The following is a 20,544-nucleotide window of genomic DNA, read 5'->3' as shown; positions in this document are numbered from 1 at the left end:
CACGGCGGGCACCAGTACGGTGACCGTCAACAACATCGGCGGTGACGGGGCGAAGAACATCAACGGTATCCAGGTCATTCACGTCGGGGGCACGTCGGCGGGGACCTTTACCCTGAATGGCCGTGCCCAGGCCGGGGTGCTGGAGTACTTCCTGTACCAGGGGACCCCAACGGCCCCGACCGACGGCAACTGGTACCTGCGTTCGAACTATCAGGACAAGGTGGTGACCTATAACCCGGAAGCGGGGGCCTTTATCGCCAACCTGGCGGCGGCCAAGACGCTGTTCAACACCCGGCTGGACGATTTGCACACCGGGGAGCACCGTGACAGCGGTGACGTGAGCGGTGCGGCGCCGCACTCCAGCCTGTGGCTGCGTCAGGTGGGCTCGCGCAACACGTTCGAGGATGCATCGGGGCAACTGTCCAACACCAGCAACCGCTACGTGGTGCAGTTGGGGGGGGACGTGCTGGAGACGCAGTTTACCGGTCAGGACCGTTTCGGGCTGGGGGTGATGGCGGGGTATGGCCGTGCCACCGGCACCAGCGATTCGCATGAAACCAGTTACAAGGCCGATAACAGCCTGACGGGGTACACGGTGGGGATGTACGGCACCTGGTATGCGAATGCCCGTGAACGCCACAGCCCGTATGTGCACGGCTGGCTGCAGTACGACTGGTTCAATGCGTCGGTGAGCAGCAGTGCCTACGACAGCGGGAACTATCGGCTGCGTGGGGTGAGCACTTCGCTGGAGGGGGGCTATCCGGTCTCCCTGTACCAGGGTGAGGTGAATGACCTCTTCGTCACACCACAGGCACAACTGACGGTGAACGGGGCGAAGATGGGCGACCTGGAGAACAACGGTTCCCTGGTGCAGCAGAATGGCAACAACAACCTGCAGACGCGTCTGGGGGCCAAGCTGTCGAACGACACGCACCTGGGGAAAGACCGGTCACGTATCCTGACCACCTACCTGGACCTGAACTGGATACACAACACCCGCCTGCCGGGGGTGACGGCAGACGGTCTGGGGGTCCAGCAGAGCGGTAACCGCCATCTGGTGGAGGTGAAAGTGGGGGCGGAAGGTCAGCTGAGTGAGAATGTCAGCGTATGGGGCAACCTGACGCAGCAGCTGGGGCAGAAAGGGTACGATGACAAGGCGGCGATGCTGGGGGTGAAATACCGCTTCTAACACTCCCCGTGAGAAGGCGAGCTGCCCCTGCGGGCAGCTCGCATTACGGTAAATGTAAATAGCCCTACACTTCTTACCACCCTATCAACGGCGGGTAAAATGGTTATCCAGCAACGCTTGGCAACCCGGTGGCAACGGTGGTGGTTCACTCTTGACCGGATTATTGTTCGGTTGTTGCGGCTTGAACCAGCTTAACAACTCTGCACCACAGCCATCACCAGCCGGTGGAGCATCCTGATCCTGGCATTCCAGACTATTCGCTGGGCAACGCAAGCGAACGTGCATGTGCGCGCGATGGGCAAACCAGGGGCGAACTTTGTGCAACCAGTTACGATCTGCCCCTGCATCCTGACACAGACGCAGCTTAATCGCCGGGTTGACGAAAATACGCGTGACTTCGCTGTCCTGTGCCGCCATCTTGATCAAAGATTCAATCTGCGGTTGCCACTGGCTATCGAGCACGCGTTTGCCATCGGCAGACACCAGATCGATCGGCTGCGGTTTGAGCAGTTGCTGCGCAGTCCAGCGCTGGCGCGGCAGTTGCAGCCAGATGTCCACATCCAGCCCAGACTGATGGCTGGCGTGGCCGCTGCTGAAACGCCCACCGGCAGGCATCCCCATATCCCCAATCAGCACCGTGCCCAGCGCCTTTTGGTGCGCTTTATCACTCAAGCGCTGAATAAAGGCCAGCAGATCCGGGTGGCCAAAATAGCGCCGCTGATCGGTGCGCATCACCTGATAACTTGGGGAATTCAACGGTAGCGGCTGCGCCCCGACGATGCAGCCATTGGAGAAACCACCAATCGCTTGCGGGTTACCTGCCACCGGGTGCTCGATTTTCTGCCATGGCGTGAGTGCCATGGCGGCCCCTGAGGCCATCAGGGTAACGATGCCTAATATCCATTTATTCATCGACATTACCAACGTGGAACCTGAGAAACCACATCACCGTTTTGCGCACGCTGGCGCAGCAGGTGATCCATTAGCACGATCGCCATCATCGCTTCGGCGATCGGTACCGCACGGATACCGACGCAGGGATCGTGACGGCCACGGGTCACCATTTCCACCGCTTCGCCCTGGCGGTTGATGGTACGGCCCGGCACCATAATGCTGGAAGTCGGTTTCAGCGCCAGATGCGCCACCACCGGCTGACCACTGCTGATCCCACCAAGAATGCCGCCCGCATGGTTGCTCTGGAACCCTTCAGGGGTAATTTCATCGCGGTTTTCGCTACCGCGCTTGGTCACAACGGCAAAACCGTCGCCAATCTCCACGCCTTTTACCGCGTTGATGCTCATCAGCGCATGTGCCAGATCGGCATCCAGGCGATCAAACACCGGCTCGCCGAGCCCCACCGGCACATTCTCTGCCACCACCGTGACTTTGGCACCGATGGAGTCGCCCTCTTTTTTCAGCGCGCGCATCAGTTCGTCTAACGCTTCCAGCTTGTCGGGATCCGGGCAGAAGAACGGGTTCTGTTCCACCTGCTCCCAATCTTTCAGTTCGCAGCTCACATCGCCGATCTGCGCCAGATAACCGCGCACCTTGACGCCAAATTTCTGTGCCAGATATTTTTTGGCGATCGCCCCAGCGGCCACGCGCATCGCGGTTTCACGCGCCGAAGAACGGCCACCACCACGATAATCACGCACGCCATATTTCTGCTCGTAGGTGTAATCAGCATGCCCTGGGCGGAAGACATCCTTGATCGAACCATAGTCCTGCGAGCGCTGATCGGTATTTTCAATCATCAGGCCGATGCTGGTCCCGGTGGTGACCCCCTCAAACACGCCGGAGAGGATCCGTACCTGATCCGGCTCGCGGCGTTGCGTGGTATAGCGTGAAGTGCCTGGGCGACGACGATCCAGATCGTGCTGCAAATCGGCTTCGGTCAACGGAATACCCGGCGGCACACCATCTACGATACATCCCAGCGCCACACCGTGAGATTCACCAAATGTAGTGACGCGGAAAAACTGCCCAATACTGTTCCCTGCCATCACGGCTCCTTACTGTTAATATTCGTTGGATTAATCAGCTGCGATAGAGACTGAAATGATCTTTGCAGTCAATCAGTTGTTGTTTGGTGAGCATAAACACGCCGTCACCGCCGTTGTCAAACTCCAGCCAGGTGAACGGGATGTCAGGATATTGCTCCATCAGATGCACCATGCTGTTGCCCACTTCGCAAATCAGCACGCCATCATCGCTCAGGAAGTCCGGCGCACAAGCCAGAATGCGGCGCACCAATTTCAGGCCATCACTGCCTGCCGCCAGGCCCAGCTCTGGCTCAAAGCGGAATTCCTGTGGCAGATCGGACATATCTTCGGCATCGACATACGGCGGATTGGTGACGATCAGATCGTATTTGATCGCCGGAACGTCGCGGAACAGATCGGAGCGGATCGGGATCACCTGATGCTCAACACCGTGCGCCTGAATATTGCGTTCGGTCACGGCCAGCACGTCTGCAGAAATGTCCACCGCGTCCACTTCCGCTTCCGGGAAGGCATAACCGCAGGCGATAGCAATGCAGCCGCTGCCGGTACACATATCCAGAATATGGCGCGGCGGGTGTGGGATCAGCGCGTTGAAGCGATTATCGATCAACTCCCCGATTGGCGAACGCGGCACCAGCACGCGTTCGTCAACGTAGAATTCCATACCGCAGAACCAGGCTTTGTTGGTGAGATAAGCCACCGGAATACGTTCGTTAACCCGGCGGATTACCCGCTCGACGATGCGCTGCCGCTCGCTGTAGGTCAAGCGTGCAGTGCGCATGTCTTCGGGGATATCCAACGGCAGGAACAGGCTGGGCAAAACCAATTGCACCGCTTCGTCCCACGGATTATCGGTTCCGTGACCATAATAGATATTCGCAGCGTTGAACCGGCTTACGGCCCAACGCAGCATATCCTGAATGGTGTGCAGCTCGTTCACTGCTTCTTCGACGAAAATTTTGTCCAATGTGCCCTCCAGCAGGCGCGCTAGTTCATGATTTAGCGCCACAGTTTGCCATGAAGCCTGCAACAAATCAGCAGCAATAGTGGTGTCAAACCCTTCTGGTTAACATTCAGCCCCAGTTTTGCGTCGACAGAACCCTTCGACAAGGTAAACTAGGCGCGGTCTTATAAAGAGACTCAGGTTTTCTAACGCGCGTAAGAGTCACTCTCAGCAGTGTATAGGTATCCGGTGAGAAAATAATGAAGAAAAAGTACCCACTGAGCAAAGATGAATTGCAACTCTTCAGGGAGTCGGTCGCCGGAGCAAGGAAGTTGCGGCAGGACACCATCGTCCATTCCAAAGCTAAAATGAAGACCCGGCAAATCTCCCCGCAGCGTTTATTGCAGGAACAGGTTGATGCCAGCTTTTACTTTTCTGACGAATTTCAGCCACTGTTAGATGATGAAGGGCCGACGCGCTACGTTCGCCCGAGCTATGACCATTATGAGTTGAAAAAGCTGCGCCGTGGAGATTACGTGCCGGATCTGTTTCTCGATCTGCACGGCCTGACGCAGTTACAGGCCAAGCAGGAGCTCGGGGCCATGATCGCCGCCTGCAAACGTGAGCACGTTCATTGTGCCTGTGTGATGCACGGCCACGGTAAACACGTCCTCAAACAACAGACCCCTTTGTGGCTGGCACAGCACCCAGACGTGCTGGCATTTCATCAGGCCCCCAAAGAATGGGGTGGCAATGCAGCGGTACTGGTGCTGATTGAACTGGAAGAGTAGGTTCGCAGAAATGACAAAGGGCGATGATGAGATCGCCCTTCAATTGTGCCAACGCGGGGATCAGACCTTCGCCATCACCTGCAACGGACCGACCTGCCATGCAAAAGTACCACCGCTGCCATCCGCCGACAGTTCAACATTCGCAATCGCTGAAGTAGCAAACATCGGTGGGCATTCGCCTGGGCACAGTTCGGCCACTAAATAACCGACCAGCGGCAGGTGAGAAACCACCAACACCGCACTCACCCCTTCTTTTGCCAATACCTGCAGGTAACTGCTCACCAGCGCGGCATCACCGCCCGGGGTCAGTTCGGGCAAAACCTCTGCGCCCTCTGGCAGTACTAACGCTTCACGTACCACTTCCAGCGTCTGTTCTGCCCGCAGATAAGGGCTAACCAGCACGCGTTCAATATTCACAGACTTGGTATTCAACCAGGCCGCCATCTGACGCGACTCATCACGACCACACTCAGTAAGCGCTCTTACTGAATCACTGGCTGCATCAAGTACCGCCTCTCCGTGACGCATAATCAAAACTTGCATATTGCACCGCTGTTGTTGACAAAATAACACCATACAGAAACGCCGAGCGTGCTGTATCGCCGAGTTGCACTCAAGAGCACAAGCCCAAAGCAAAGAGCTTTAAAACGATAATGCGCCGTCTCTCTATGGCGGCCGGGCATTTTGCCTGAAAGTTCACGTAAAGAAAACGCTGTTTTTTGCATCAACAACGCCCTAACGCTATTTCCTTACGTTACCCTTCCCTTTTCCTGCTGTATAGACGCCAAGAGTACAGGAGTGATAACGATCACAGTGCGACCCTGATCAAACTGTAGCGCAAACCGGGCCGCCGTGCTCACCAGCTTCTTACGGATAAAAACGTTCGCCCTGCTCAGCCATGCGCTGCAAGCGTTCGCACGGTGCGAAATGTTCACCGTATTGTTGCTGCAGTTGGCGCAGCGTGTTGACCACCTTCTCCGCGCCCAGCTCATCCATATAACGGAACGGCCCCCCGAGGAACGGTGGGAAGCCGATACCAAAGACCGCCCCGATATCGCCATCACGCGCACAGCGGATGACGCCCTCATCCAGGCAGCGTGCCGCTTCGTTCAGCATCAGCATCACACAGCGCTGAGCGATTTCTGCCTGTGGAATATGGGCTTTGGCGGTGACCCCCAGCAACGCATAAATACTGCTATCCACCAGCTTGCGCTTCCCACCCTTAGCCGGGTACAGATAAAATCCACGGCCATTTTTACGCCCTTTGCGGCCATCTTTCAGCACCGCATCAAACGCCGCCGGGGCAGCAAAACGCTCACCTAACTCGGCAGTCAGGATCGGGATAATCTTGGTGCCGACGTCGATCCCTACTTCGTCTAACAGCATGATGGGCCCGACCGGGAAACCGAAGTCTACCAGCGCTTTATCCAGCGACTCGATCGGCTCACCTTGCAGCAGGCAGCGCGCCGCTTCATTAATGTAAGGAGCCAGAATACGGTTGACGTAAAAACCCGCGCGATCGGCCACCACAATTGCCGTCTTACCTTGCTGTTGCGCCAAGGCCACGGTGGTGGCAATAGTTGCTTCACTGGTAGCCGCGTGTGGGATCACTTCCACCAACGGCATTTTATCCACCGGGCTGAAGTAGTGCAGGCCGATCACCTGCTGCGGCCTGGCCGCCTTGGCGGCAATCTGGCTGATTGGCAGCGATGAGGTATTAGAAGCGAAAACGGTATGCGGGGCCGCATGCTGCTCGATGTCCGCCACCATTTGCTGCTTGAGGGCGATATCTTCAAATACCGCCTCAACCACGATATCGACGCGTTCAAAACCGCTGTAATCGGTTGTACCGGAAATCAGCATCATCTGCTTTTGCCGTTCAACCGGGCGCATGCGCTTGCTGCGTACCCGCTTCCCCAGCAGATCCCAGGTATATTTCAAGGCATGATTGATTCCCTGCTCGTTCACATCTTTGATGCGCACGGGCAAACCGCCGCGCGTGGCCGTCACGCAGGCAATACCGCCGCCCATCAGGCCACCACCAAGCACGCCAATACGCTGCAACGAATGCGGTTGTGCATCGCCCCAACGCTCTTTCTTCAAGGCTGTCGAAGCAAAGAACAGGCTGCGCAACGCAGCCGACTGTGGCGTCATCGCCAATTCACCGAACGCGCGGGCCTCGGCTTCGTAACCGCTGGCGTTACCCTGATCCAAACCGGTGCGAACAACCTGAATAATACGTTCTGCCGCCGGATAATTACCGTGGGTTTTCTCCAGCGTTTTTTTACGCACAATCTTAAACAGCAGGCTCTTGCCCAGTGGGCCATTAAGCAGGCGTTCCTGCCACGGCAGTTCACGGCGGGATTTCCAGCCTTGTTTCACACGTTCAATGGCGGCCTGCAACAAAATCGATTGAGGAACCGCATCATCCACCAGCCCCATACGCAGCGCCTGCCGTGCACGAATCTGCTTGCCGGTCAGGATCATATCTAGTGCATGACGTGCGCCAATCAGGCGTGGCAAACGCTGTGTGCCCCCTGAACCCGGTAACAGGCCCAATTGCACCTCCGGCAGGCCGAGCGCCGTTTTGTCATCCAGCGAGCAGACGCGGCCATGGCAGGCCAATGCCAACTCCAGCCCACCGCCCAGGCACGCCCCGTGAATGGCGGCAATCACCGGCACCGGGAACGCGGCAATCTGCGCCAAGGTGCTCTGCCCTTTTTTGGCTAGAGCCTCGGCCTCTTTGGCACTCTTGCAGGCGGCAATCATGGTGATGTCGGCACCGGCGATAAAAGAATCCGGTTTACCTGACAGGATCACCAGCCCTTCCAGCGCCGGGAACTGCTGAGCTTTGATCAGCACGTCATTCACCTGCTCGACAAACTCCGCTTTCAGCGTATTGACCTTTTCCCCCGGCACATCAATGGTGATCACGCCAATATTGTCGGGACGCAACGTCAGATGAAATGCCGACGCTTTGGCGCACTGCTCATGTAACGCATTCTCGAAGCTCATCATTCCACCTCCACAATCATCGCCGCACCCAATCCACCCGCCGCACAGGCCGTTGCTAACCCCAAACCGCCGCCACGGCGTTTGAGTTCGTGCAGCGTCTGGGTAATCATGCGCGCTCCGGTCGCCGCAAACGGATGGCCGTAGGCAATCGAGCCCCCCAGTACGTTGAATTTTTCCATGTCGACTTCACCAATCGCCCGGTCACGCCCCAGTTTTTGCTGGGCAAACTCGGCGCTGGCAAACATTTTCAGGTTGGCCAGCGTTTGTGCGGCAAAGGCTTCGTGCATATCGATCAGGGTGAGATCCGCCAAGCTAATACCGGCACGATCCAGCGCCAGCGGTGTGGCATAAGAGGGGCCGAGCAGCATATCTTCCCAGACGTCGATAGCGGCAAAAGCAAAGCTGCGCAAATAACCCAGCGGCTGCAAACCAAGCTCTTTTGCACGGGATTCGCTCATCAGCAATACGGCGGCGGCTCCATCGGTCAACGGGGTGCTGTTGGCTGCGGTTACGCTACCGTGCTTGCGGTCAAATGCCGGTTTCAAACGGGCATAGGACTCCAGGCTGGAATCTTTACGAATATTGTTGTCTTCAGCCATCGGCGCTTTATAGGGAGGAACGTAAGCCGTCATCACTTCATCGTGAAGTAACCCCTGCTCCCAGGCTTTAGCGGCAAGCTGGTGCGAACGATGCGCCAGCGCATCCTGCTGTTCGCGGGTGATGCCGTGGGTTTTTGCCATTTGCTCGGCGGTATCCCCCATGCGCAGACCGGTAGAATACTCGGCGACAGCCGGTGGCACCGGCAACAAATCACGGAATTTAAGCTTGCTGAACAATTTCAGCCGTTGCGGCAAGGTACGGGCCTTATTGACGTCTACCAGCGTGCGTGCCAGCGCTTTGCTGACGCCGATCGGCAGCACCGAAGAGGAATCGGCACCGCCAGCAATCCCAATACTGATGCTGCCAGCCATGATGCTTTCAGCCACGTTGGCAATCGCCTGGAAACTGGTCGCGCAGGCACGTGAAACGCTATAAGCATCGGTATGCACATTCATGCCGGTGCCAAGCACGATTTCCCGCGCGATGTTTGGAGCCTCTGGCATTTGCACCACTTGGCCAAACACCAGTTGTTCGATCAACGCCGGATCGATCCCCGCACGTGCCAGCAACTCACTCACCGCCGTTTTGCCGAGATCGACCGCCGGAATACCATGATAAGCGGTCGCCTGTTTGGCGAAAGGCGTGCGTAATCCATGAACGATGGCGATGCGATCGCCATTGCGGGTAACCAACGGCAGTACCTTACTCATAAACACTCCTGAAAATGGGCCGTCAACACAACGGGCAAAAAGAGGTCTGACCTGATGGAGTCATTGTTAACCGAATGTTTATATTTGGCAAACCAACGGAAGTGAAAACTGGGAGCGGGAGCAACTTTCCGCTTGAAGGGGATAACGGAACCTGCACAAAGAACTTTGTGCAGGTTTGCACAGCAATTAACGCAGACCGAGCTGGAAGATCAGGGTTTCAGCCTGGCAAGCGAAAGTAAAATCAATATCCAACTGCACGCCGCCGTCAACCGGCTTAATGCTGCTGCTAATATCACAAGGATCCGATTCAACACCGCGTGCTTTCTCTGTCAGGGCTGCCAGAGTAGCCTCTGCTTCTTGCTGGCTGGTGAATACCCGGCTATAAGACGCGGTGCAATCGGTATTATCCATGATGGTGCCGACATCCATACAGCAACAGGCTGCGGTTTCCTGAGTACTGCATTTATTAATTGCATCTGACATGTTTAAAATCTCCTCACGGGCTGCTTCAAACTCGCCCCAAAAGCCATTGATGATCTGGCGCAAGTAAATAAAATACTGTGGTTATTTTACGCCGCGTGCAGGCCAATCACTAGCCTTACTTTTTGTAAGTGCTTCAACAGGTAAAAAACACCGAATAGAAATGACTCTCTGCTAAGAAATAGTAAAAGTTTCATTATTGTTTCGTTTTTTTTGTAATGCAGATCTCTTTTTTGATATCAACTTTGAAATAAACACAAAACAAACTTGCAACAACATAACAGGTCAGACCTATAATTCAGCCACTGGTCTGATTTGTCTAATTGAGAACAGACCTCTACAATTATTTTTCATTGTTACCCTGTGTAACATAGTTTAAATAAAAATATAAAATGAGGTTTTGGTCATGAGCCAGAAAAACCTGTTCACTAAATCAGCTCTTGCAGTTGCAGTGGCGATTATCTCTTCAAACGTATATGCCGCAGGATTCCAACTGAATGAGTTTTCATCAGTCGGTTTAGGGCGTGCTTATTCTGGCGAAGGCGCAATGGCAGATTCAGCCGCCTCTGGTAGCCGTAACCCAGCTACCATGATGATGTTTGCCCGCCCATCTGTATCTGCCGGTGCCGTCTTCATCAACCCAAACGTTGATATCAGCGGTACATCTCCTTCAGGAGCCAATCTGGACGCGAAGAACATCGCGCCAACAGCTTGGGTGCCAAACCTGCACTATATCCAACCGCTGAACGAGCAGTGGGCGGTGGGCGGGTCTGTCGTCAGTAACTACGGGTTGTCCACAGAGTTCAGCGACAGCTACCCTGCTGGCCCTTACGGCGGTAAAACCGAGCTGACCACTGTCAACTTGAACCTGAGTGCGGCTTACCGCCTGAATCAGCACTTCAGCTTCGGGTTAGGCTTTGATGCCGTCAATGCCGATGCAAAACTTGAGCGTCACGCTGGTGAAAGCGGTGCTCTCTTGGGTATTCCTGCGACGACACAAATCTCCAAGCTGGAAGGCAACAGATGGGGTTATGGCTGGAATGCTGGCTTGCTGTATGAAGTCGATGAGAATAACCGCTATGGCTTCACCTATCGTTCAAAAGTGAAGATTAGCTTCGATGGCGATTACTCGAGTGACTTACCTTCCAGCTTGAACCCAGCTCAGGCAAGAACCGGTTTGCCATGGGGCACCAACGGCAGCACCATTCCTGGTTCGCTGGATCTGAATCTGCCAGAAATGTGGGAAGTTTCAGGTTATAACAAAGTCGCACCACAATGGGCAATGCACTACAGCATGGCTTATACCAGTTGGAGCCAGTTCCAAGAATTGCGCGCTACCGGTAATGATGGCCAGACGTTGTTCCTGAAGCATGAAGGCTTCCGCGACGCTTACCGCATGGCGCTGGGTACCACGTATTTCTATGACGACAACTGGACTTTCCGTACCGGTGTCGCCTTCGACCAAAGCCCGGTTCCTGCGGCTAACCGTTCGATCTCCATCCCGGATCAGAACCGTACCTGGTTCAGCGTAGGTACAACTTACGCCTTCAACAAAGATGCGTCTGTTGACTTCGGCCTCGCCTATATGCACGGCCAGAAAGTGACCATCAACGAAGGCCCTTATACCTTCGATTCTGAAGGTTCTGCCTGGTTGTCTGGTGCCAACTTCAACTACAGTTTCTAACAGATTCTGCCATACGAAAAAGCGCCTGCAACGGCGCTTTTTTTATGTCACTTTTATAGAAAACAGGCTATTTCGCTGAATCGATCTCATCCAGCTCGCCTTCAATCGCCTTGGCATTCGGGTTTTCTTGTGGTTTAAGCACCCCACCGCTGGCTTTGAAGTCATGGCGCTGGAAGTAAGCTTCGCGCGTCATCACATAAGGATCGGAAGAGTTACGCAGCAAACCGTCGGAATCCAGCAACCGCGCACGCGTTTCGATCCCTTCCACCGCCCACTTGCCCGCCGACATCCAGAAAGTCAGATAGCTTAATACCGGATAAAGGCTATCAGCCCAGTCGCCACCGTCTTCACGAATAGTAAAACTGCCATAAACCGGCAAGTGAACATACGGACCATAACCCACACCGTAATTACCCAGCGTGCCACCAAAGCGGCGCGGCTCTTCACGCGCCAGTTTCGGGTTCGCCATGCTGGCTACGTCAATCAACCCGCCCATACCCAATAATGTATTCAGGAAGAAACGGTTGAAGTGGATCATGCCTTGATAAGGGTTACCACGCAGGAATTCGTTCACCATGCTGGCAGGTTCTTCCAGGTTGGACGTAAAGTTGTTTAAACCATTACGTGCTGGCATTGGCACATAATCACGCCATACCACCGCTACTGGGCGAACTACATAAGGATCCATCACGTTGTAGTTGAAATTAAACATCGCCCGGTTAAACCCTTCAAGGGGATCCGAACGCCCTTGCGGCTCATTAGCTGGTGTGCTGGCACAGCCCACCAGCAGTACCGTTGCGAAAGCCAGCCCAGTCAGGCGAAAGTTCATACTCTTCTCCATGAAACCCATTCAGTTTTGATCAGGGAACCTGCTTGTCTATCTGGACACTGACCTGCTCTTTGCCGCTGAATTTCTGCACTCCGCTTTCCCCAAACCAGTCACCCGCTTGTGGAGTGGCCAGACCATCTTGTGAAAGACGGACGCGTACCTTGACCTGAGACAACGCAGAAAGCAGGCGCTCAGGCATCATCGCGTTACTGTCATCCAGAGAAAATGACAGCGGGAAACGGCTCAGCGGCAATTGTTTAACCGCGACCGGCACCGGGTTAGCACCATCAGTAACCGAAACGACCAGTGCTCCTTGTTGCGGTAATGCTTTTGCCGCCTCTGGCGACAACGTGACATTCACGACAAGTTTAACAGTTTCTTCACCTGTCTGTACTTTTGCTTGTTCAATGCTGCGCTTGATCACTTGAATACGCGGATCGTCAGCCGGTAGCAGTTTCAGCATCACCTGCCAGGCTGCGATCGCCTGCGGGTAATTCTCTTGCTCAAACGCATTAAACGCCAGCAGGCTGAATACCCGAAGATTGGTATGATCTTCCGCCGCCATCTTGCGCAACATCTCGGTAGCTTGCTGATTATCTTGTGGATCGCTGGATCGCGTCAACACTTCGGCATAACCGAGACGCACATCCATGTTATTTGGCTCCAGCCGATAGGCATGGGCAAAAGCCTGCGTCGCAGTGGTAGCATTATTCAACGCCATGCCAACGCGGCCAAGCATCATCCAATCGTTAATATTCCTGTCATCGTCCTGCAAAGCGGTACGCAACCCCAGCCCAAGGCGGGCAATCTCTTCCTTGGTGAGTGGCTGCGCACGTTCGTCAGCCACGCGTTGACGCAATTCAGGCATCTGGGATTCTACCTGATGCCAAGCCTTAACCTGATCCAGTCCACCGGTTTTCAGATAAAGACCGACCGCCACCACCGCCAACAGTGCCACACCGGGTACCAGCGCCCAACGGCTGATTGGCCGCGCATGCTCTTCCTGCTGCCCAGGGATGTCATTCAGCAGGTTCTGCTGCAGTTCCTTGACCATTTCAGGCCGTTCCGCCACGACGCCCTGCTGTTCATCCTGCTCTAACTCACTGAGGCGATCCTGATAAAATGCCTTATTCAACGCATCACGGCTGGCAGCCGCACTCTCTTTGCTCTGGCGCAGCGTGGGGATCACCAGTAACGCGGCAGCCCCAACCAGTAGCACTATAACCATCAGCCAAAAAGCCATTAAGGTTTCTTCCTTTCAGTCTCTTCCAGCAACGCAGCAAGGCGCTTCCGCTCCTGCACGGAGAAGTCTTCATGCCCCACATCTGCCTGGCGACGGCGGGTGCGCATGATCACTACCGCACCACCGATCAGCACAAACAGTAATGGCCCAACCCACAGAATCAGCGTTGCAGGGGTGACCGGCGGCTCATAGGTCACGAAATTGCCATAGCGCGCCACCATATAATCGACCACCTGCTGCTTGCTTTGACCCTGCATCATCAATTCATACACTTTGTTGCGCATATCCGCCGCGATAATGGCGTTGGAATCAGCAATGCTGTTGTTCTGGCATTTGGGGCAACGTAGCTGCTCAGTCAATTCGCGGTACTGCTGTTCTTGCTCTACCGTCTTGAATTGATAGGTGTCGATCGCCGCCGCTGCACTCCAACTCAGCAATATGCCCAGCATCAGAGTCATCAACCTCATGCATCACCCCCGTACTTACGGTACAGCGGTAAAACCTCTTGCTGCCAGACACGTTCATTCATATCCCCAGCGTGGCGATAGCGAATAATACCGTCACCGTCGATCAGGAAAGTTTCCGGCGCACCATAAACACCGAGATCCAGCCCCAGCATACCGTCACCATCGAACAGACTGAGGGCATAAGGATTACCCAACTGATTGAGCCAGGTTATCGCTTTGGTACGATCGTCTTTGTAGTTGAGCCCTACGACACGCACCCCTTGGGCTGCCAGTGTATTGAGGTATTGATGCTCTGCACGGCAGGTGGGGCACCAGGTTGCCCAAACGTTAAGCAACATCGGCTTACCGTTGCGCAGCACGGCCTGATCGAAGGTTTTGCCGGGTTGTTCCAGCGACTCCAGCTTAAAAGTCGGCACGGGTTTGCCGATCAGCGCGGATTCCAGCATGGTCGGATCCTCGCCCCCGGCGTTGCGCGTCAGTTGCACCAGCAAGGCCACCACCAGCAGCAGGAACAAGATTAACGGAATAAACAACAGATTACGCCTCATGCCTGTTCCTCTCATTTAGCTTCACGTTTAAGTTTCTTGCTCATGCGGTAGCGCGGATCGAGAATACACAACACACCACCCAGCGCCATAAACAGCCCGCCAAACCAGATCCAGCGGACAAAAGGTTTGTAATAAAGGCGCACCGCCCATGAGCCGTCGTCCAATTCCTCACCCAACGCGGCATAAAGATCGCGCGTCAGGCCACCGTCGATAGCCGCTTCGGTCATCATGCTGCGCGCCACGCTGTAGTAGCGTTTTTCTGCATGTAACGTGGCTTCTATCTTGCCGTTACGCGTCACGTCGATAATCCCAACGCCGCCGGTATAGTTCGAACCACGGATATCGTGAACATCGCGGAAGGTGAAGCGATAATCATGGATTTCCACGCTATCCCCTGCCTTCATGCGCACATCACGCTCGACGCTATAGTTTTGACTGAACGCGATGCCAATCACCGTGACGGCCACACCCAAATGCCCCAAGACCATGCCCCAATGGCTGCGGGAAAGTTGTGCCAACCCCGGCCAAAAACCGTGGCGATGCGTGGCACGTTCGTGCAACTCCATCAGCGTCAGCACGATTACCCATACCGCCATCATCAGCCCGACCACCGTCATGCCTGCAATACTGTCTTGCAACAGCCAAGGCAACAGGATCGACAGCAGCAACGTCACCACCAACGCAACGCTCAGGCGACGCCAAAGTTTGCTGGGTTCATCGCGCCGCCAGCGCACCAGCGGGCCGATCCCCAGCAGCAATGCCAGCGGAGCCATCAGCCAGGTAAACATGGTATTGAAAAACGGTTCGCCGATAGAAATACTGCCCAAGCCCAGTTGCTTATGCACCAACGGCAACAGCGTCCCCAGCAGCACCACCAGCATGGCGGCAATCAGCAGCAGGTTATTACCCAACAGGAAAGTTTCCCGTGAGAAGGTTTCATGCTGCACCCGGCTGCGCACTTGCCCGCCTTTCACCGCATACAGCAGCAATGAACCACCGATAACGATCACTAGATAGGCGAGGATAAACATGCCACGCGCCGGATCGGAAGCAAACGAGTGGACGGAAACCAGCACGCCAGAACGCACCAGGAAGGTACCCAACAGGCACAGTGAGAAAGCCGTGATCGCCAGCAATACCGTCCAGGCTTTGAAAGTGCCGCGTTTCTCGGTGACCGCCAACGAGTGGATCAGCGCGGTTCCCGCCAGCCACGGCATAAATGAGGCATTCTCCACCGGATCCCAGAACCACCAACCGCCCCAGCCCAGCTCGTAATAGGCCCAGGCGGAACCCAGCACGATGCCCATGGTCAGGAAGACCCAAGCGGCCATCGTCCAAGGGCGTGACCAGCGCGCCCAGGCGGTATCGAGCCGCCCGGCCATCAGTGAAGCAATGGCAAAAGCAAAGGCCACCGAGAAACCAACGTAGCCCATATACAGCAACGGTGGGTGGAAGATCAGGCCGATATCCTGCAACAGCGGGTTGAGATCGCTGCCATCGATCGGGAAGCCAGGTAATGTGCGAGTGAACGGGTTGGAAGTCATGATGATAAACAGCAGGAAGCCAGCGGTAATCATCCCCATCACTGAAAGCACCCGCGCCACCGCATCTTGCGGCATCGCGCGGCTAAACAACGCCACCGCCAGCGACCAACAACTCAACAACAGCACCCACAGCAGCAGCGAGCCTTCATGGGCTCCCCAAGTGGCTGCAATACGGTAATACACCGGCAGTTGCGTATTGGAGTTGGCGGCCACATAAGCCACGGTGAAATCATTGGTGACAAATGCATGAACCAGGCAGAAAAACGCCAACGCAATAGCGGCAAACATGCCGTAGCTCAACGGGCGAGCCACCGCCATCATTCGTTGATCGAGGCGCGCCGCGCCCCATTGCGGATAAATGCTCAGCAACAGCGAAATCGCCAGCGCCAAACACAGCAGAAAACTCCCGACTTCAGGCATCATGACTTGCTGCTCCCAGCCTGCGGAGTGACGTAGGCCTCTGCCGGGCGTTGGTGATTGTCTTTCATCGCCTCGGCCACTTCTGGTGGGGTGTATTTCTCATCGTGTTTAGCCAGCACTTCGCGGGCATTGACCACGTTCCCTTCGCCCAACACGCCCTGTGCCACCACCCCCTGCCCTTCGCGGAACAGATCCGGCAGAATGCCGTTATAGGTGACGTCGATCGCCCCACGGGCGTCATATATTTTAAAGCTCACCTGCAGGCTTTGCTGATCGCGTTTCACCGATCCTGGCATCACCATGCCGCCAATGCGTAAGCGTTGCCCTACCTCTGGCTTTTCCTGCTTCTCACCTTTGCCTTGCAGAATCTCACCTGGGGTATAAAACAGATCGATATTGGAGCGCAGCGCATACAGCACCAGCGTGGAGGTCAACACCACGCCCAGCAGCACCACAATCGCCAGATAAAGGCGGCTTTTACGACGTGGATTCACAATGACTCCCTCCGTTGATCCTCAGACTGCGCGGCAGTTGGTTGTTTTGAACGCTGTGATTGACGAATGCGCCGTTCACGCGCTTGGCGGAGACTGACTTCATTCAGCAGCTGTTTACGCTGCCAAAAGGTATGCAGCACCAATCCCAATAGCGGGAGCAAGGTAGCAACCACCGCCAGCCAAACGTAGAAAGCGTATCCCCCCATAGCAAAAAACGCCTGCCAGGAATTGAAGGCCATATTCATGATTGGCGCTCCTTATTAATCAGTTCGGCCACCCACGGGCGCAGGCGCTCTTGGCTCAAGATCAGGTTGCGCAAGCGCATTAGCGTCAGCGTAATAAAGAATAAAAGATAACCGAGGATCGCCCAACGCAGCGGCGTGCGCATGCTCGGCGCAATGCTCTGCTGCATATTGGTCGAGCCCTGATGCAGGGTGTTCCACCATTCAACAGAGAAATGGATGATCGGAATATTGACGACACCCACCAGCACCAGGATGCCAGCCGCTCGCCCAGCCAGACGACGATCGTCAAAAGCGTTATACAGCGCAATGATGCCCATATAGAGGAACAGCAACACCAACTCTGAGGTCAAGCGCGCATCCCATACCCACCAGGTACCCCACATGGGTTTGCCCCAGGCAGAACCGGTGACCAGCGCAATAAAGGTGAATACCGCACCAACCGGTGCCATCGCAGCGACTACGGTATCTGACATTTTCATCTGCCAGACCAGGCCGATAAAAGCAGCGATCGCCATCGACGCGTAGATCCCCATCGACCACATCGCCGCAGGCACATGGATATACATGATGCGGAAGCTGTCGCCCTGTTGATAATCTTTTGGCGCGAAACCAAAGCCCCATACCCAACCGATCAACAGGCAGATGGCCCCGGCGATCCCCAGCCAGGGAGTAAAGCGGCCACAGACATGGTACAAGCGTTCAGGCCGGGCAAATTGATGTAACCATTTCCACATTGTCGTCATCGCTCAAGGTCAAAGATTCATTCGGTGGTCACTCGCGAAAGGAATGACACAAATTTTTTACGCGGATGGCTAGTGCACACTCACCCGCAGCGCAGCCGCAGTGGCAAACGGGGCCAAAGTTACACTGCCCGCCAACATCGCCCCCAGGATCGCCAGATAACCGTCAACAGGCATCCCCATTGATGCCGCATCAATCGCCGCAGTGGCAAAAATCAGCACTGGGATATACAGCGGCAGCACCAGCAAACTCAGCAAGACGCCCCCTTTGCGCAACCCGACGGTCAGCGCCACCCCGATAGCACCAATCAGGCTCAGCGTCGGTGTGCCCAAAAGCAGGGTCAGCGCCATTGCGATCCAGGTCGGGACATCCAGCGACAGCAGCAGTGCCGCCAGCGGCGACAGGATCAGCAACGGCAAACCGGTAACAAGCCAGTGCGCACAGACTTTGCCCAGCACCGTCATCGGCAGCGGCGTGGGCAACAGCAATAGCTGCTCCAGCGAACCGTCCAGAAAATCGTCACGGAACAGGCGCTCCAACGCCAGCAGCGAGGCCAACAGCGCCGCCACCCAGATAATCCCTGGCGCAATACGCGCCAGCAATTGCGGCTCTGGGCCAATGCCCAATGGGAATAGCGTGATAACGATCAGGAAGAACCACAGCGGGTTCACGATCTCCGAACCTTTACGGAAAGCGATTTTCAGCTCCCGGCGCAGCAGGGTGAAAAACATCAGCGCGCCTCCGAGCTGTGAGTTGCCAGGCGAATCTTCCCTACCGCCCGTTTGGTACCGGTTAAATCCTGATGCGTGGTCAACAACACCAAACCCCCACTCTGCGCGTGTTGTTCAAACAGCGCCGTTAACTCAACCACGCCTTGCTTGTCTATCGCCGTCAGCGGTTCATCCAGGATCCACAGTGGACTATTGCTGAGCCATAAGCGCGCCAGCGCCACACGCCGCTGTTGGCCAGCAGAAAGCTGTGCTACCGGTAAATCTTCATAACCCACTAACCCAACCTGCTCCAGGGCCTGCCAGATCGCCTGACGATCGGGCTCCTGACGCACAGCCTGATAAAACTGCAGGTTTTCAAACGGGGTTAGCATCGATTTAATCCCCGGCTGATGGCCGAGAAACAGTAAATCCTGATGATATTGCTCGCGGTGGCGTAATGTATTTTTGCTATGCCACAGCACCACGCCCGCCTCTGGCTGCGCCAACCCTGCCAGAATGCGCAGCAGGCTGGTTTTACCTGCGCCATTAGCCCCTTCGACCTGAACGATCTCGCCCGGATTCACCGCAAAACTTAACCCACTAAACAGGGTGCGTTCATCACGGACACAACTCAGGTTTTTGGCTTCCAGCATAGGGGGCTCGTATTTTTCCTTTGGATACCGAATCATAACATAAGCAATATGGGGCTCGTAGCCCGCACCCGGTCACGAGTCTACTCCATTAGGGGTAATATTGCGCACCAGATCAAGGTTGGATAGGAAAAGTTGGCTGAGAGAGGATGCAGCTATGTCCTAAGGAAGGAAACTGACTGCTAAAAGGACGGTTATACCGAGTAGAAGCTGAAATTAGCTGCAGATTGGTGAGGGAATAAGCAAACGCACTGCTAAGCGCTTATTCTGCGGGAAAAAAAGGGTATAATGCTTGGCGTTGAGGCTAAAACCTTGCCGCAACGTCCCCGTAGTTAAACGGATATAACAAGCCCCTCCTAAGGGCTAGTTACTGGTTCGATTCCAGTCGGGGACACCATTTAGTTCCGCAAGCCCCGAAATCATTAAAAAGCAAACAACAGTATCTGGTGAACAGGAACACGAGTTCCATTAAGCACTGTCGTCTGCACCGCCATAACCATGGTATATACTCGTTTAACTTAACCTGTTAATTCCTCAACAAAAAACCGGAAAAATAGCGAGTAAATAGTGAACAACCTGGCGGCAAACAACATTCTTTCCATCTACCAACGCCATGCAGATGCCTTTGCCTGCCAGCGTTCACGCTCGCTGTTTGAAAAAAGCTGGCTGGATAAGTTTATCGCCGCGATCGGCAAGAAAGGGCGCATTCTTGATATCGGTTGCGGTAATGGTCAGCCGATTGCCGAGTATTTCATTCAACAGGGTTTTCAACTCACCGGAATCGATGGCGCCACCGCGATGCTGGATCGTGCTCGTCAGCGTTTTCCCGAGCAGCGCTGGTTAGAGCAGGATATGCGCGAACTAACGCTCGGCGAAACCTTTGATGGCCTGATTGCCTGGGACAGTTTCTTCCATTTAACCCAGCAGGACCAACAGAAGATGTTCCCGATATTTGCCCAGCACAGCCATCCGGGCAGTGCGCTGATCTTTACCAGCGGCCCCAGCAATGGTATCGCCATCGGGCAATTTGAAGGTGAGCCGCTGTTCCATGCCAGCTTGGCACTGGAAGAGTACCGCACCTTACTGAATGCGAATGGCTTCGAGGTTATCGACAGGGTCATGGAAGATCCACAATGTTCGGGGCATACGGTTTGGCTGGCGAAAAGAAGATAAGGCGGAACCTAAGCTCCATCGACCGACAGTGCGACATTGATAAAAAACGCTTTACAATCAAAACA

General features: G+C 55.1%; 21 protein-coding genes and 1 tRNA gene. 5 read left to right on the top strand and 17 right to left on the bottom strand.

All coding sequences use genetic code 11. The features are described 5' to 3' along the window. Positions 1-1,189, top strand: a 1,189-nt coding sequence (locus IV04_RS17790; RefSeq protein ID WP_037441200.1) for an autotransporter outer membrane beta-barrel domain-containing protein, incomplete at its 5' end; no start/stop codon positions are given. Between the two features lie 84 nt (positions 1,190-1,273). On the opposite strand, the gene mepA is transcribed toward IV04_RS17790, so the two are convergent. The 3 genes from mepA to prmB are packed head-to-tail and all read right to left on the bottom strand — an operon-like array spanning position 1,274 to position 4,159. Next, positions 1,274-2,101 carry a penicillin-insensitive murein endopeptidase gene (gene mepA / locus IV04_RS17785; RefSeq protein WP_037400907.1) on the bottom strand — a complete coding sequence of 276 codons (828 nt, stop codon included), beginning with the start codon at positions 2,099-2,101 and terminating at the stop codon, positions 1,274-1,276. 5 nt (positions 2,102-2,106) lie between these two features. Next, positions 2,107-3,192 carry a chorismate synthase gene (gene aroC, locus IV04_RS17780; protein ID WP_037400885.1) on the bottom strand — a complete coding sequence of 362 codons (1,086 nt, stop codon included), beginning with the start codon at positions 3,190-3,192 and terminating at the stop codon, positions 2,107-2,109. A gap of 34 nt (positions 3,193-3,226) precedes the next feature. Next, the gene (gene prmB, locus IV04_RS17775; protein ID WP_037400904.1) at positions 3,227-4,159 is read right to left on the bottom strand and encodes a 50S ribosomal protein L3 N(5)-glutamine methyltransferase; all 933 of its coding nucleotides are present in this window, start codon (positions 4,157-4,159) and stop codon (positions 3,227-3,229) included. Positions 4,160-4,395: 236 nt separating this feature from the next. Here prmB and smrB point away from each other — a divergent pair, with 236 nt between their 5' ends. Next, positions 4,396-4,926: an endonuclease SmrB gene (gene smrB, locus IV04_RS17770; RefSeq protein ID WP_037400882.1), complete on the top strand. Its 531-nt coding sequence runs from the start codon at positions 4,396-4,398 to the stop codon at positions 4,924-4,926. A 60-nt stretch (positions 4,927-4,986) separates the two neighbouring features. Here smrB and sixA read toward each other — a convergent pair whose 3' ends face one another. The 4 genes from sixA to IV04_RS17750 all read right to left on the bottom strand — a co-directional run bounded on the left by sixA (position 4,987) and on the right by IV04_RS17750 (position 9,734). Then, entirely contained in the window at positions 4,987-5,469 is a 483-nt protein-coding gene (gene sixA, locus IV04_RS17765) for a phosphohistidine phosphatase SixA (RefSeq protein WP_037400901.1), read from the bottom strand. 324 nt (positions 5,470-5,793) lie between these two features. Then, positions 5,794-7,941, bottom strand: a complete 2,148-nt coding sequence (fadJ, locus tag IV04_RS17760; protein WP_037400879.1) for a fatty acid oxidation complex subunit alpha FadJ — start codon at positions 7,939-7,941, stop codon at positions 5,794-5,796. Next, entirely contained in the window at positions 7,941-9,251 is a 1,311-nt protein-coding gene (fadI, locus tag IV04_RS17755; protein WP_037400876.1) for an acetyl-CoA C-acyltransferase FadI, read from the bottom strand. The genes fadJ and fadI overlap by 1 nt, the downstream gene beginning before the upstream one ends. 186 nt (positions 9,252-9,437) lie before the next feature. After that, positions 9,438-9,734, bottom strand: a complete 297-nt coding sequence (locus IV04_RS17750) for a YfcZ/YiiS family protein (protein ID WP_081893246.1) — start codon at positions 9,732-9,734, stop codon at positions 9,438-9,440. A gap of 403 nt (positions 9,735-10,137) precedes the next feature. Between IV04_RS17750 and fadL the strand changes: the two genes are divergently transcribed. Then, the gene (gene fadL / locus IV04_RS17745) at positions 10,138-11,415 is read left to right on the top strand and encodes a long-chain fatty acid transporter FadL (RefSeq protein WP_037400873.1); all 1,278 of its coding nucleotides are present in this window, start codon (positions 10,138-10,140) and stop codon (positions 11,413-11,415) included. A gap of 67 nt (positions 11,416-11,482) precedes the next feature. Here the strand turns inward: fadL and mlaA are convergent, their stop codons facing one another. The 10 genes from mlaA to ccmA all read right to left on the bottom strand — a co-directional run bounded on the left by mlaA (position 11,483) and on the right by ccmA (position 19,309). Continuing rightward, complete coding sequence (gene mlaA / locus IV04_RS17740; RefSeq protein WP_037400870.1) at positions 11,483-12,244, bottom strand: phospholipid-binding lipoprotein MlaA; 762 nt, start codon at positions 12,242-12,244, stop codon at positions 11,483-11,485. Positions 12,245-12,275: 31 nt separating this feature from the next. Beyond that, positions 12,276-13,487: a c-type cytochrome biogenesis protein CcmI gene (gene ccmI / locus IV04_RS17735; RefSeq protein ID WP_037400868.1), complete on the bottom strand. Its 1,212-nt coding sequence runs from the start codon at positions 13,485-13,487 to the stop codon at positions 12,276-12,278. Continuing rightward, positions 13,487-13,954, bottom strand: a complete 468-nt coding sequence (locus tag IV04_RS17730) for a cytochrome c-type biogenesis protein (RefSeq protein ID WP_037400865.1) — start codon at positions 13,952-13,954, stop codon at positions 13,487-13,489. The genes ccmI and IV04_RS17730 overlap by 1 nt, the downstream gene beginning before the upstream one ends. Beyond that, entirely contained in the window at positions 13,951-14,502 is a 552-nt protein-coding gene (locus IV04_RS17725; protein WP_037400862.1) for a DsbE family thiol:disulfide interchange protein, read from the bottom strand. Before IV04_RS17725 ends, IV04_RS17730 begins: the two co-directional genes overlap by 4 nt. Positions 14,503-14,513: 11 nt before the next feature. Beyond that, the gene (locus IV04_RS17720) at positions 14,514-16,469 is read right to left on the bottom strand and encodes a heme lyase CcmF/NrfE family subunit (RefSeq protein ID WP_037400859.1); all 1,956 of its coding nucleotides are present in this window, start codon (positions 16,467-16,469) and stop codon (positions 14,514-14,516) included. Continuing rightward, a complete protein-coding gene (gene ccmE, locus IV04_RS17715; RefSeq protein WP_037400857.1) occupies positions 16,466-16,960 on the bottom strand; it encodes a cytochrome c maturation protein CcmE in 495 nt (164 codons plus the stop codon). Before ccmE ends, IV04_RS17720 begins: the two co-directional genes overlap by 4 nt. Beyond that, positions 16,957-17,205 carry a heme exporter protein CcmD gene (gene ccmD / locus IV04_RS17710; protein ID WP_037400855.1) on the bottom strand — a complete coding sequence of 83 codons (249 nt, stop codon included), beginning with the start codon at positions 17,203-17,205 and terminating at the stop codon, positions 16,957-16,959. Before ccmD ends, ccmE begins: the two co-directional genes overlap by 4 nt. Next, the gene (locus tag IV04_RS17705; RefSeq protein ID WP_037400852.1) at positions 17,202-17,939 is read right to left on the bottom strand and encodes a heme ABC transporter permease; all 738 of its coding nucleotides are present in this window, start codon (positions 17,937-17,939) and stop codon (positions 17,202-17,204) included. The genes ccmD and IV04_RS17705 overlap by 4 nt, the downstream gene beginning before the upstream one ends. A 78-nt stretch (positions 17,940-18,017) precedes the next feature. After that, positions 18,018-18,677, bottom strand: coding sequence for a heme exporter protein CcmB (ccmB, locus tag IV04_RS17700; protein ID WP_037400849.1), 660 nt, complete (start codon positions 18,675-18,677; stop codon positions 18,018-18,020). After that, positions 18,677-19,309, bottom strand: coding sequence for a cytochrome c biogenesis heme-transporting ATPase CcmA (ccmA, locus tag IV04_RS17695; protein WP_037400846.1), 633 nt, complete (start codon positions 19,307-19,309; stop codon positions 18,677-18,679). The genes ccmB and ccmA overlap by 1 nt, the downstream gene beginning before the upstream one ends. Before the next feature lie 319 nt (positions 19,310-19,628). Here ccmA and IV04_RS17690 point away from each other — a divergent pair. Then, positions 19,629-19,703: transfer RNA gene (locus IV04_RS17690), tRNA-Arg, on the top strand. A 170-nt stretch (positions 19,704-19,873) separates the two neighbouring features. After that, positions 19,874-20,479 carry a class I SAM-dependent methyltransferase gene (locus IV04_RS17685; protein WP_037400843.1) on the top strand — a complete coding sequence of 202 codons (606 nt, stop codon included), beginning with the start codon at positions 19,874-19,876 and terminating at the stop codon, positions 20,477-20,479. The last annotated feature ends 65 nt before the right edge of the window (positions 20,480-20,544 follow it).

Origin of the sequence: Serratia sp. Ag1 (assembly GCF_000743355.1) — a bacterium.
Taxonomy (GTDB): Bacteria; Pseudomonadota; Gammaproteobacteria; order Enterobacterales; family Enterobacteriaceae; genus Chania.
Note: the sequence above shows the minus strand (reverse complement) of the source record. Positions and strands in the feature narration are given on the sequence as shown.

Coding starts and splice junctions, on each gene's coding strand:
- ccmA (WP_037400846.1), bottom strand. CDS start 19,309: ATGCTGGAAGCCAAAAACCTGAGTTGTGTCCGTGATGAACGCACCCTG.
- smrB (WP_037400882.1), top strand. CDS start 4,396: ATGAAGAAAAAGTACCCACTGAGCAAAGATGAATTGCAACTCTTCAGG.
- mepA (WP_037400907.1), bottom strand. CDS start 2,101: ATGAATAAATGGATATTAGGCATCGTTACCCTGATGGCCTCAGGGGCC.
- IV04_RS17705 (WP_037400852.1), bottom strand. CDS start 17,939: ATGTGGAAATGGTTACATCAATTTGCCCGGCCTGAACGCTTGTACCAT.
- fadL (WP_037400873.1), top strand. CDS start 10,138: ATGAGCCAGAAAAACCTGTTCACTAAATCAGCTCTTGCAGTTGCAGTG.
- IV04_RS17750 (WP_081893246.1), bottom strand. CDS start 9,734: ATGTCAGATGCAATTAATAAATGCAGTACTCAGGAAACCGCAGCCTGT.
- IV04_RS17730 (WP_037400865.1), bottom strand. CDS start 13,954: ATGAGGTTGATGACTCTGATGCTGGGCATATTGCTGAGTTGGAGTGCA.
- IV04_RS17725 (WP_037400862.1), bottom strand. CDS start 14,502: ATGAGGCGTAATCTGTTGTTTATTCCGTTAATCTTGTTCCTGCTGCTG.
- mlaA (WP_037400870.1), bottom strand. CDS start 12,244: ATGAACTTTCGCCTGACTGGGCTGGCTTTCGCAACGGTACTGCTGGTG.
- ccmB (WP_037400849.1), bottom strand. CDS start 18,677: ATGTTTTTCACCCTGCTGCGCCGGGAGCTGAAAATCGCTTTCCGTAAA.
- ccmD (WP_037400855.1), bottom strand. CDS start 17,205: ATGAATATGGCCTTCAATTCCTGGCAGGCGTTTTTTGCTATGGGGGGA.
- sixA (WP_037400901.1), bottom strand. CDS start 5,469: ATGCAAGTTTTGATTATGCGTCACGGAGAGGCGGTACTTGATGCAGCC.
- IV04_RS17720 (WP_037400859.1), bottom strand. CDS start 16,469: ATGATGCCTGAAGTCGGGAGTTTTCTGCTGTGTTTGGCGCTGGCGATT.
- ccmI (WP_037400868.1), bottom strand. CDS start 13,487: ATGGCTTTTTGGCTGATGGTTATAGTGCTACTGGTTGGGGCTGCCGCG.
- aroC (WP_037400885.1), bottom strand. CDS start 3,192: ATGGCAGGGAACAGTATTGGGCAGTTTTTCCGCGTCACTACATTTGGT.
- fadJ (WP_037400879.1), bottom strand. CDS start 7,941: ATGAGCTTCGAGAATGCGTTACATGAGCAGTGCGCCAAAGCGTCGGCA.
- fadI (WP_037400876.1), bottom strand. CDS start 9,251: ATGAGTAAGGTACTGCCGTTGGTTACCCGCAATGGCGATCGCATCGCC.